Below are 12,115 nucleotides of genomic sequence, written 5' to 3'. Positions count from 1 at the left end.
ACGGACCTCGGCCGCCGGCGCCGACGCGATCGCACATGGTCACGTCTAAACCTGTGGCTATCGGTTGCGCGCTCGCACATCTGAGGTCTGTGCCACGGCGTGCTTTCCGTCGGGCGGCACGAGAGTTGCAGCGGACACATTCGGGCTGAGAAACACTGCTCATGAGTTATGCAAACATCGGAACAACCGCGATGTCCGTTTCTCTGAAACAGATCCGCTACTTCGTCGCCGCCGCCGAGACCGGGCGGATCAGCCAGGCGGCCATCGATCTCAACGTCTCGCAATCCGCGGTCACCGCGGCGATCCAGCAGCTCGAGGCCACCGTCTGCGCCCGCTTACTGGAGCGCGCGCCGAACGGCGTAACCGTCACCATGGAGGGCAGCCGCTTCCTCTCCCAGGGCCGTCAAATCCTCGCCGCCGTCGCCGAGGCGGTGCGCGACACGCAGATGTCCGCCGGCCCCCTGTTCGGGACGATCCGCGTCGGCGTCACCTACACCGTGTCGGGCTACTTCCTGCCGCGTCATCAGATGCGCTTCAAGGCGAGTTTCCCCGGAATCACGATCGAGCTGTTCGAGGCGCCGCGCGACGTGCTCGAGCGCGCACTCGTCGATGGTGCGCTCGACCTCGCGGTGATGCTGGTCTCGAACCTGCGCGACAACGCCATGCTCACCAGCGAGACCTTGCTGCGATCGCCGCGCCGGCTGTGGCTTGCCCCCGAGCATCCCCTGACCCGTGCCGAGCGGGTCCATCTCGCTGACGTCGCGACCTATCCCTACGTTATGCTCACGGTCGACGAGGCCAAGCACACCTCGATGCGCTATTGGAACAACGCCTCGCTCGAACCGAAGACGGTGTTCCGCACCTCCTCGGTCGAAGCCGTCCGCTCCATGGTCGCCGGCGGCATGGGGATCGCCATTCTGTCCGACCTGATCTACCGGCCCTGGTCGCTGGAGGGGCAGCGGATCGAGACCCGCGTCATCGAGGACGAGGTGCCCAGCATGGACATCGGTCTTGCCTGGCGTCGCGACACCAAGCCATCGGAGGCTGCGATGGCTTTCCGCGATTTCATGCGCTTTGCGGTTGCCGGCGTCGGGCCGGCCCGGCCCCCCGTCAGCGTCGATCACCGGCACCAGGCCGAGGAGGCCATCGAAATCTAGAATATCAGTTTCCGTTTTATTCGACTTGACGCCGTCCGGCTGTCCTCGCCAAACTTTGCCCGGGGACACGACGACCGGAGGCACAGCCGGCGGCGGGAGTGAGACATGCAAGTCACGTACACGACCAACGACATTCCGTCGCAGACCCGCCGCCAGTACTGGCAGGATGTCGTCTCGAAGACCTATTACTCGCTCGACCTGCGCTTCCCGAGCACGCGCGACTTCAATGCGCGCCTCGGCGCCTGGTCGATGGGCCCTGTCTCGGTGTCCCGCAACATTGCCAACGGCCTGCTGTACAAGCGGCATGAGCGGCATCTCCTGAGCGAGCGGGAGGAGTCATTCCTGATCACGGTGCCCGAGCTCGCCGAAATCCGTTTCGAGCAGGACGGCAAGGTGGTGCATTGCCGGCCGGGCGCGTTCCTGATCGAACGCAGCCACCTACCCTACGAGTTCAGCCATCAGGATCCGACGGCGCTGTGGTGTCTGAAGATCCCGAGCGCAGTGCTGCGCGCCCGCATTTCCCGGCCCGAGCGCCTCGCGACGCTGCAATTCGACGCCAGCCGCAGCGTCGGTGCGCTGTTCGTCGACACGTTGCGCCTGTCCAGTGAGCGGATCGAAGAAATGGACGAGACGGCGCGCACGATGATGGGCAAGCACCTGATCGAGCTGCTTGCGATGGCCATTGAATCCGACGACCGTGTGTTGACCGGTCACTCGTCCTCCGTGCGCAACGGCCATTTGCTGCGATGCGAGCAATTCATCCGTGCCCGCCTCGACGATATGCGGCTCACACCGCAGATGATTGCCGACGGCTGCGGCATCTCGCTGCGCTATTTGCACCAGATTTTCGAGGGCGAAGGTCTGACCGTCTGCGCCTATATCCGCAACCAGCGCCTTTCAATGTGCGACGCCCTGCTGCGCGATGCGAACTGCCGCAAGAGCATTTCGGAAATCGCCTATCAATGGGGCTTTGCCGACCAGGCGCAGTTTAGCCGCAACTATCGCGGCCGGTTCGGATGCACCCCGAGCGAGGCGCGCGCCATTTCGCGCACAGCCAACTCCTGAAGACTGGCCCTACTGATCGATTCTTAGGCACACCGCCGCCGGTCTGGGCATGTATGGGCACCGGCACGGTTCGCTCTCTCGCACAAATCTTCCTGCGCTCAGCGTCAAGAACGGAAGCCGCCGCTCTGCCTAAAATCGGCGAAACGCTCGTTCGAAAGGAAGAGGCATGGCGCAGAACCTTCGTGTGGCCGTCGACGTCGGAGGCACCTTCACCGACATCTGCATCATGGACGAGACGACCGGTCTCGTGCGCATCGAGAAGACCTCCTCCACGCGCGACCCGATCGAAGGGATCATGGGCGGCGTATCCAAGGCCGGCATCGACCTGTCGAAGGTGGCGTTGTTCTCGCACGGCACCACGATTGCCACCAACGCGCTGATCACGCGCCGCCTGCCGCGCACCGCCGTGGTCACGACCAAGGGGTTCCGCGACGTCATCGAGATCCGGCGCGCCAACAAGGAAGACCTGTGGGACACCTACAAGGACGTGGTCCGGCCCTATGTGCCACGGCGCGACCGCCTCACCGTGCCCGAACGCGTCGATGCTGCCGGCACGGTGATCGAACCGCTCGACGTCGAAGCCGCGCGCAGCGTCGCACGCATCCTCAAACGTCGCGGCGTCGCCGCAGTCGCGGTGTGCTTCATGAACGCCTATCTCAACGGCGCCAATGAGCGCGCGATGCGCGATATTCTGCTGGCCGAGATGCCCGACATTCCGGTTTCGATCTCCTCGCAAGTGCTTCCCGAAATCTTCGAGCACGAGCGGTTCTCGACGACGGTCGCCAATGCCGTGGTGAGCCCGGTCGTCGTCAACTACACGAGCCGGCTCGGCGAGCGCCTCTCAGACGAGGGCTACACCCGCGACCTTCTGCTGCTGCACACCGGCGGCGGCGTGATGACGCCGGCGAGCGTGAAGGATTTTGCGGCGCGCCTTGCCGGCTCCGGCATCGCCGCCGGCGCCATAGCCAGCCGCCATATCGCCGGTCTTTGCGGTTTCCCCAATTCGATCGGCCTCGACATGGGCGGCACATCGACCGACGTGTCGCTGGCCTATGAGGGCCAGTCGCGGATCACCAAGGACTGGCATATCGAGTTCGGCTATCCGATCCGCTTCGCATCGATCGAGGTGCTCACCATCGGTGCCGGCGGCGGCTCGCTGGCCTGGACCGATCCGGCCGGCTCGCTGCGCAACGGCCCGCAATCGGCCGGCGCCTATCCGGGACCGGCCTGCTATAGCAACGGCAATACACAACCGACCAACACCGATGCCAACGTGACGCTCGGCCGGCTTGGCACCGATCTCGCCGGTGGCAAGGTCAAGCTCGACCCCGAGCTGGCGCGGCAAGCGGTCGAGGGCGGCGTTGCCAAGCCGTTCGGCCTCGGCCTGCATGAAGCCGCAGATGCAATCGTCAAGGTCGCCAACGCCAACATGTCGGATGCGGTGCGGCTGATCTCGATCAGTCGCGGCTACGATCCACGCGATTTTGCGCTGGTGGCGTTCGGCGGCGCCGGTGCCCTGCATGGGGTCGACGTCGCACGTGAGCTGGCGATTCCCGTCGTGATCGTACCGCCCAATCCTGGCGTGACCTCAGCGCTCGGTTGCCTGCTCGTCGACATGCAGCACGATTTTTCGCAAAGCTGCATGGCCGACGCCGCCGAGGCCGACGCCACCGAGATCGAGGCACAGTTCGCCGAGCTCGAGAAAGCCGCGCTCACGCGGTTGACCCATGAGGGCGTCGCGCAGCAGGACATCGTGCTGCAGCGCTCGATCGACATGATGTATCGCGGCCAGTGGCGTTCGCTTTCCGTCAACGCGCCGCGGCCGATCGGCGCGATCGCCGATCTGGTGCAGAGCTTCCATGCCGAGCATCAGCGCGAATACAATTTCCGCCGCGACAGCGCACCGGTCAGCTTCTTCCGTCTCAATCTGAAGGCAGTGGGGGTGGTCCCCAAGGCCGAGTTTGCCGTTCACGAGCCGACCGGCGCTAGCCCCGAGCCGGTCAGCCGCCGCAGGGTCTGGTTCGAGGGCAGCGGGCTCGATACACCCGTCTATCGGCGCGACGACCTGCCCTGCGGCTTCTCTTTTCAAGGCCCCGCGATCATCGAGCAGGTCGATGCCACCACTGTCGTTCCGCCCGGCGCCAGCGCCGAGGTCGACAAATATCTCAACATCATCATCCGCGTGAAGGAGTGAACCATGGCCGGAGCTCTCCCGCTCGACCCCGTGACCTTCGAGGTTCTGAAGAACTCCTTCATCACCAGCGTCGACCAGATGGGCGAGCAGGTCTTGAGGACCTGCTACTCCTTCGTCATCTACAATCGCGATTTCTCGAGCGCGCTGCATGACGCCAACGGCGAATGCGCGGCGCAGGGCAACCAGGATATCGCCGTCCACGTCGGCACGCTGCATTTCACCTGCAAGGATGTCATGCGCCATTTCGAAGGCGACATGCATGAGGGCGACGTCTTCGCCATCAACGATCCCTATGCCGGCGGCACGCACTTCTCGGACGTCCGCCTGATCCGTCCGATCTTCGCCGACGGCAAGATCATCGCCTTCAGCCAGTCCAACGGACATTGGTCCGACGTCGGCGGCAGCGTGCCGGGATCGTTCGACGTCGCCGCCCGCGAGATGTTCCGCGAGGGCCTGCGCATCACGCCGGTCCGGCTGTTCGACAAGAACGGCCTGCGCAAGGACGTCGCGCATCTGATCGCCTCGAATACGCGCGATCCGGCCTCGATCATCGGCGATATCCAGGCACAGGCCGAAGCGACGGCCGTCTGCGAACGCGAAATCCTGCGCCTGGTCGGCAAATATGGCCGTGATACCGTCGAGACCGGGCTTGCCGCCGTGCAGGATTATGTCGAACGCTCGGCACGCCAACGCATCGCAGCGCTTCCTGACGGCGAATGGGAGACGGTCGATTTCATCGACCGCGATCCAGCCGGCGGCGAAGGCATGATCCCGATCCGCATCAAGATGACAATCAAGGGCGACCGCGCGATCTACGACTTCACCGGCAGCCATCCGACCATCGGCTCCATCTACAATTCGGCGTTCGGCGCGACCTTTTCCGCCGTCGCCGCCGGCATGAAGACATTCTTCCCCGACCTGCCGCTCAATTCCGGTTTCTACCGCTGCTTCGAGATCATCGCCCCCGAAGGCTCGATCGTCGATGCCAAATGGCCGATCGCGGTCACCGGCTTTCTGATGCCGTTCGAGAAGATCATGAACTCGATCTACGAAATGTGGTCGAAGCTGATGCCGTCGCGCGCGCTCGCTTGCGCGTTCAATCTCGAATATCTGCTCACCGGCGGGCTCGATGCCCGCAACTCCGACAAGCCGATCTTCATGTTCTATGACTGGCTGCCCGGCGGCTGGGGCGGGCGGAACGGCAAGGATGGCAGCAATGTCACGACCGCCTGCTTCGGCACCGGCCTGATGTCGCAGCCGGTCGAAGGCCAGGAGCGCGCCAACCCGATCCTGACCACGGAATGCGAGATCCTCAAGGACTCTCCCGGCCCCGGCAAGTGGCGCGGCGGCGCCGGCGTGGTGAAGACGTCGCGGATGCTTCAGGCCGAGAAGACCGTGATCTCCTATATCTGCGACCGCGAACGCGCCATTGTGTGGGGCATCGAGGGTGGCTTGCCATCCATGCCGCACGGCCTGACCTTAAGGCGCGCCGGCGCCGCGGCCGAGGAGCGGCTCGGCTCGATCTTCTCGGACGTCCCGATCGGCGAAGGCGACACTTTCTCGCGTCCGACCGCCGGCGGCGGCGGGTTTGGCGATCCGCTGGAGCGCGATCCGAACCTCGTCGTCGAGGATATCAAGGACGACTATGTCTCGGTCGAGCGTGCCGCCAAGGACTATGGCGTCGTGGTGCACGCTATCGACGCCGAGCTCTGCAACTACGAGGTCGACAAGGTCGCGACCGGGGCGCTCCGCGCGAAGATCCGCTCCGAGCGCGTTGCCAACGTCCGGCTCGATCCGGAGCTGGTGGCGCAACGCTATCGCAGCGGGGTAATCGACGCGCTCGACGCGATCCGCAAGCACGCGGTGATCCTCGATTGGGGCACCGGCGCCTTGCTTCCCGAATCCACGCGCCAGTTCCGCGAAGTGTTTGAACGGCGCTCGGTCGCAATGTGGAAAGCGGGTTGATTGCCATCGCCGGCCGCACCGCCGGCCGGCGGCACAGAGCGTTCACGAGAAACTGGATCCGACATCGCCCCTCCACTTTCATTCGAGCCATGAGGATTGTGCTATGACGAGTACGACGTGCCTTTCCCCCAATCGAGTTTGGCCGATCCGCCGCGCGCTCGGCCTTGCCGCAAGCCTCACCCTTGCCGCCGCGGTCGCGCCGGCCGCGGCCGAGACGCCGTGGTTTCCGATGAAGGTCTACGACGCGTCGTCCGGCACACCGAAGCCGGCCGAGTACACGCCGCTGCCGAAGGCCGAGAAGCCCTACAGGCTCTGCGTGCTGTTTCCGCACATGAAGGACAGTTTCTGGGTCGCCGTTGCCTATGGCATCGTCAAACAGGCCGAGGCGATGAACGTCAACATGAACCTCTACGAGGCCGGAGGTTACGAGAACCTGCCGAAACAGCTGTCGCAATTCGATGACTGCATGGCGAGCGGACCGGACGCCATCATCGTCGGCGCCATCTCCGGCGCAGGCCTCAGCAAGAAGTTCGAGGAAGCCAAGGCCAAGGGCGTGCCGGTCGTCGGCGTCACCAACCCGCTGCCGCCGAACGCGTTGCCCGCGGCCAACTACGTCGACTTCGTCGCCATGGGCGAAGTCACCGGCGCCGGCCTGCTGGCGCAATCCAAGCCTGGCGACAAGCTCAACATCGTGACATTCCCCGGTCCGGCCGGCTCTGGCTGGGCGGAGTCGTTCAACGAAGGCTTCAAGAAGGCCGTTGCCAAGAACCCGAACGCCAAGATTCTGGCCGAGAAATTCGGCGACTCCGGCGTCGCCGTGCAGCTTCAGCTCATTCAGGACGCCTTGCAGGCCTATCCCGGCATGAACGTGATCTGGGGCACCGCCCCTACCGCTGAAGCTGCCATCGGCGCCGTTGCCGAGGCCGGCCGAAGCGACCTGAAGATCGTATCGTCTTACGAAAACCAGGCCATGCTCGACGCGCTCAACCGCGGCGATATTCTCGCCTTCGCAACCCAGTATCCGGTCGGCGAAGGCGCCGTCGCGATCGATCAGGCGGTGCGTCTCATCGAGAAGAAGCCGGTCATGAGCCTTGTCCAGCCGATCGCCGCGGTCATCGACAAGACCACCGTACCGAAATTGCAGATGGACCTCGTGCTGGCGCCGGCGAGCTGGACACCGGTCTATTCGGTCAAGGCCAAATAAGCCGCTCGCAAATGGTGACGGGTGGGAGCACCTGCTCCCACCCGTCCTGCTCACGGCCCAACGGAGACGCGAATGGATGTCGAGATCGCCCCGAAGCCTGCCGAGCCTCTGCTTCGATTGCGGGGGATATCGAAGCGTTTCACCGGCGTTCGCGCGCTCGACCGGGTCGACCTCGACGTTCGTGCCGGCGAGCTTCACGTCCTGTTCGGCGAGAACGGCGCCGGCAAATCGACCCTGATCAATGTCGTCTCCGGAACGTTTCCGCCGGACGAAGGCACGTTCCATTTTGGCGACGAGGAGATCCATCATCTCACGCCGCAGCGGGCCCGCGCGATCGGCATCAGCCCGGTCTTTCAGGAGTTCTCGCTTATCCCGAGCCTCACGGTGGAAGAGAACCTGTTCCTTGGCCGCGAGGTCACGCATGGCGGCGTGCTGCGCTCACGCGAGATGCGCAAGCGCGCCAGGGCGCTGATCGACGAGCTCGGCTTCGATCTCGATCCGGCGCAACGGATCGACGACCTTTCCCGCGCGCACCAGCAGATGGCCGAAATCGCCAAGGCCCTGCTCGGCCGCGTCCGCCTTTTGATCCTTGACGAGCCGACCGCCTCGTTGACCGAGCGCGAGACCGGACGGCTGTTCGAGCTGATCGCGCGCCTGAAGAGCCAGAATGTCGGGCTGATCTATGTCTCGCATCGCATGCGCGAAATCCGCGCCCTTGCCGACCGTGTGACGGTGCTGCGCGACGGACGCCACATCCAGACCCTCGACGCCGCCGGCTCGACCGACGGCGAGCTGGTGGAACTGATGACCGGCCGCAGGATCGACCTGCTGTTCCCGACCATCGCCCACCGGCCTGACAAAATGATGGTCGACATCGAAAACCTGACGCTCGCGGACGGCAGCGTTCAGGAGGTGAATTTCCATGCCCGCGCCGGCGAGATCACCGGCATCGCAGGTCTCGTCGGCTGCGGCAAATCGGAGCTGATCCGCGCGGTCTACGGCATCGAGCCGACGGCATCAGGCGTGATCCGGATCGACGGTCTGCCTTACGAATTCCCGAGCCCCAGGCAAAGCCTCAAGCGCGGCATCGCCTATTTTCCTGCCAACCGAGTTGCCGAAGGGCTCGCGCTGTCCCGTCCGATCCGCGAGAACGCATCGATGACGGTGCTCGACCTGCCCGCGTTCGCGCGCTTCGGCGTGCTGCGGCAGGCCGTCGAACGCGCCACGATCGCGGACATCATGGAGCGGTTGCAGCTGAGGCCGCCGAACATCGAAAGGAGCGCCGGCGCGCTGTCCGGCGGCAACCGTCAAAAAGTGATGCTGGCACGCGCGCTCACGCGTGAGCTGACCGTGTTCCTGTTCGACGAGCCGAGCGTCGGGATCGACGTCGGCGCCAAGCTCGAGGTCTACCAGTTCATGAAGCGCCTGGTCGAGGCCGGCGCCGCCGTGATCGTGGTGTCGTCGGAATTGCCGGAGGTCCTGGCGCTGTCGAACCGGCTCTACGTCATGCATCACGGCCGCATCGCCGCCGAGCTGAAGGGCGCCGAGAAGACCGAGCAGAACGTGCTGTCGAGCTTCTTCCGCGACCATCTCGCCGCGGAGGTCGCGTGAACACCGCACTGGTCACCGCAAACCCGCAAGGCGCGATCGGCCTGCGATCGATCGCAGGCCGTGTCGGGTTCCTGCCGGCCCTGCTGGTCTTGCTCGTCGCCGGTATGTCGGCGGTCGATCCGCAGTTCTACGGCATCATCAACATCCTCAACATCCTGCGCAACGCGTCGCTGCTCGCGATCGTCGCCTGCGGTCAGGCGCTGGTCATCATCGCCGGCGGCTTCGATCTTTCAGTCGGCGCCGTCGTGGCGCTTGCGAGCGTCGTCACCGCCAAGACCATGGCCGCCGCAGCCACCGCGTTTCCCGGCAACAACGCCCTCGTCATTGCCAGCGGGATAGCGGCCGGACTCGGCTCCGGGGCCGTGGTCGGGCTCGTCAACGGATTCTGCGTGGCGAAGCTCAAAGTATCCGGCTTCGTAGTGACCCTGGGCACGATGTCGGCGACTGCGGGCGTCGGCCTGATGATCACCAACGGAATCCCGGTTTACGGCATGCCCGATATCTTCGTGAAGGGCTTTGGGCGCGCCCAGGCGCTCGGCCTGCCGACCGCGGTCCACGTCGCGTTGGTCATCATCATCGTGATGGTGCTTGCGCAGCGGCGCACACTGTTCGGCCGTTACGTCTACGCGATCGGCGGCAATGTCGATGCGGCCATCGTGTCGGGCGTATCGATCCAGCGCCACGTCGTCGGCACCTACGTTGTCTCGAGCATGCTCGCGGCACTGACCGGCATCCTGCTGACCGCGCAGGTCGGCTCAGGCCAGGCCAGCTTCGGCGGCGACCGGATGATGCTGCAATCGATCGCGGCCGCCGTGATCGGCGGCGTGAGCTTGCGCGGCGGTGTCGGGCGCATCGAAATCGTTGCCATCAGCGCCCTGTTCCTGACCATCCTGGGCAATGCCCTCAACCTCTTGCACGTCGACTCCCGGCTGCAGCCGGTCTTCCTCGGCGTCATCATGGTCGCAGCCGTGGCGCTGGACGAACTCAGCCGACGGAGCAAGGCTCGTGTCTGACCTCGAATTGTCCGTCGCCGCCAAGAACGCGGATCGCCCGAAATTGGCGCCAGGTCGCTGGCTCTGGAGCGCAGTGCTGCCGGTCGCATTGGTGGCCCTGTTGCTCGGCTTCGCGGCGGTCGACCGCGGCGTGTTGTCGCCGGCCAACCTGCTCAACATCGCGCAGCAGACCAGCTATCTGGCCCTGTTCGCGATGGCCCAGACCGTGGTGATCCTGACGCGCGGCTTCGACCTCGCACTCGGCCCGACCGTATCGATGGTGAGCGTCGGCACCGCGCTGGCGATGGCCGGCGCCACGGCGTCGGGCCATGGTACAGGCGCCGTGCTGCTCGCCGGGCTCGGTGCCGGTTTCCTGCTCGGCACCGCGTGCGGCCTCTTCAACGGCGTGGTTATTGCGCTGCTCGGGGTCAACCCCTTCGTCGCAACGCTCGGCAGCTACAATATCGCGATCGGAGTTGCGACCACGCTGTCGTCCGGACGGCCCGTGCAAGGCGTGCCGGCGCCGTTCTCGCAGATATTCTACGGCGGCAGCGTCTTCGGTATCCCGGCGGCCATCGCGATCACGGTCGGCGTCGGCGCCGTGCTCCATTGGACCCTGACGCGGACGGTGTTCGGCCGTTCGCTTTACCTCATCGGCACCAACCCGCGCGCAGCGGCGGTCGCCGGCCTGCCGGTCAAGCGCACCCTGATCGCGACCTATGTGCTGTGTTCCGGACTTGCGGCGCTCGGAGCGATCATGATGACGGCGCGGACCGGATCGGGCGAGCCGAACCTCGGCGGAGCGCTTTCACTGCAGGCGATTGCCGGCGCCGTGGTCGGCGGAACGAGCCTGGCCGGCGGGCGCGGTGGAGTCGGCACCGCAGTGCTCGGCGCCCTGTTCATCACCATTCTGTCCAACGGCATGAACCTCACCCGGATCGACGGATACGTCCAGATGGTCGTGCTCGGCGCGATCGTCATCGTCGGCGTTCTGCTCGATCGCCTGCGACTGGAGCGGCGCCAATGACGACGGGTTCTCCCATGCAGAGCGTCGCTGGCGAAACGCACGAGGCACCTGCGTCGATCTACGTCGCGCCCTCGCTCGCTTCCGCACTCGACGCACTGAGCGAATTCGGCGCGGCCGGCGCCGCCTTTGCGGGCGGCACATGGATCATGCGGTCGCCGATCCGCCACGAACGGTTGAAGCCACACTATGTCGCGATCGGCAAGATCGCCGAGCTGACCACGGTCCGTATCGACAGCGATGCAATCGAGATCGGCGCCGCGGTTACGCATGCGGCACTCGCGGCGGCCCTGGCCGATCTTCCGGAATTCGCGGTCCTGTTCGACGCCGCCGGCCGCTCCGCCAATCCCGCGATCCGCGCGCTGGCGACGATCGGCGGCAACCTCGCGACGTCGGAATTCGCCGCAGCGGATTGCGTGCCGGCGCTGCTCTGCCTCGATGCCCGAGTCGAAATGTCCGCACGCGGCAGCCGCGAGCGCATCGGCCTGGCGCATTTCCTGAAGATCCGATCGTCCCTTCCCCCTGGTCATCTGGTGACACGGATCATCTTGCCGCGGGCGGCGCGCAGAAGCGCCCATGCCCGCCTGCCGCTGCGCAAATCGGGTGACTACCCGGTCGCCATTGTCAGCCTGTCGGTCAGCATCGATGCAGCAGGCCGTATCCAGGCGGCGCGCGTCGCGGTCGGTTCAGTCGAGCCGGTGGCGCGCCGCTGGGAGCGGCTCGAGGCAGCGCTCATCGGACGTCCGCTCGATGCGGCGGAGGCCGCGCAGACCGCGGCCGCGTTGGCGGACGAGTTCGTCGGCCGCGACAGCGTTGATGCCCCGGCCTGGTATCGGGTCAGCGTGCTACCCGGTCTCGTCCGCCGCGCTGCGATCGCAGCGCTTGGCTCCTGAACTGGCGGGG

The 12,115-nt window shown here is 65.5% G+C and carries 9 protein-coding genes; all 9 read left to right on the top strand.

Annotated elements, in window-relative coordinates; all coding sequences use genetic code 11:
* The first annotated feature begins 191 nt into the window (after positions 1-191).
* The 9 genes from ACE10X_RS17320 (at position 192) to ACE10X_RS17280 (ending at position 12,105) form a co-directional block, all read left to right on the top strand.
* Positions 192-1,157: a LysR family transcriptional regulator gene (locus ACE10X_RS17320; RefSeq protein ID WP_038381957.1), complete on the top strand. Its 966-nt coding sequence runs from the start codon at positions 192-194 to the stop codon at positions 1,155-1,157.
* A gap of 105 nt (positions 1,158-1,262) precedes the next feature.
* Positions 1,263-2,222: a helix-turn-helix domain-containing protein gene (locus ACE10X_RS17315; protein ID WP_038381953.1), complete on the top strand. Its 960-nt coding sequence runs from the start codon at positions 1,263-1,265 to the stop codon at positions 2,220-2,222.
* A 166-nt stretch (positions 2,223-2,388) separates the two neighbouring features.
* On the top strand, positions 2,389-4,416 hold the full coding sequence (locus ACE10X_RS17310; protein WP_375764379.1) for a hydantoinase/oxoprolinase family protein: 2,028 nt from the start codon (positions 2,389-2,391) through the stop codon (positions 4,414-4,416).
* 3 nt (positions 4,417-4,419) lie between these two features.
* Positions 4,420-6,381, top strand: a complete 1,962-nt coding sequence (locus ACE10X_RS17305) for a hydantoinase B/oxoprolinase family protein (RefSeq protein WP_375764378.1) — start codon at positions 4,420-4,422, stop codon at positions 6,379-6,381.
* A gap of 103 nt (positions 6,382-6,484) precedes the next feature.
* On the top strand, positions 6,485-7,585 hold the full coding sequence (torT, locus tag ACE10X_RS17300) for a TMAO reductase system periplasmic protein TorT (protein WP_375764377.1): 1,101 nt from the start codon (positions 6,485-6,487) through the stop codon (positions 7,583-7,585).
* A 72-nt stretch (positions 7,586-7,657) separates the two neighbouring features.
* On the top strand, positions 7,658-9,196 hold the full coding sequence (locus tag ACE10X_RS17295; RefSeq protein WP_375764376.1) for a sugar ABC transporter ATP-binding protein: 1,539 nt from the start codon (positions 7,658-7,660) through the stop codon (positions 9,194-9,196).
* Complete coding sequence (locus ACE10X_RS17290; RefSeq protein ID WP_375764375.1) at positions 9,193-10,209, top strand: ABC transporter permease; 1,017 nt, start codon at positions 9,193-9,195, stop codon at positions 10,207-10,209. The genes ACE10X_RS17295 and ACE10X_RS17290 overlap by 4 nt, the downstream gene beginning before the upstream one ends.
* The gene (locus ACE10X_RS17285; RefSeq protein ID WP_375764374.1) at positions 10,202-11,215 is read left to right on the top strand and encodes an ABC transporter permease; all 1,014 of its coding nucleotides are present in this window, start codon (positions 10,202-10,204) and stop codon (positions 11,213-11,215) included. Before ACE10X_RS17290 ends, ACE10X_RS17285 begins: the two co-directional genes overlap by 8 nt.
* Positions 11,212-12,105: an FAD binding domain-containing protein gene (locus tag ACE10X_RS17280; protein ID WP_375764373.1), complete on the top strand. Its 894-nt coding sequence runs from the start codon at positions 11,212-11,214 to the stop codon at positions 12,103-12,105. The genes ACE10X_RS17285 and ACE10X_RS17280 overlap by 4 nt, the downstream gene beginning before the upstream one ends.
* Positions 12,106-12,115: the final 10 nt, after the last annotated feature.

The sequence above is a fragment of the Bradyrhizobium sp. Pha-3 genome (assembly GCF_042258325.1).
Classification (GTDB): domain Bacteria; phylum Pseudomonadota; class Alphaproteobacteria; order Rhizobiales; family Xanthobacteraceae; genus Bradyrhizobium; species Bradyrhizobium elkanii.
This window is presented reverse-complemented; position numbering and strand designations above follow the sequence as displayed.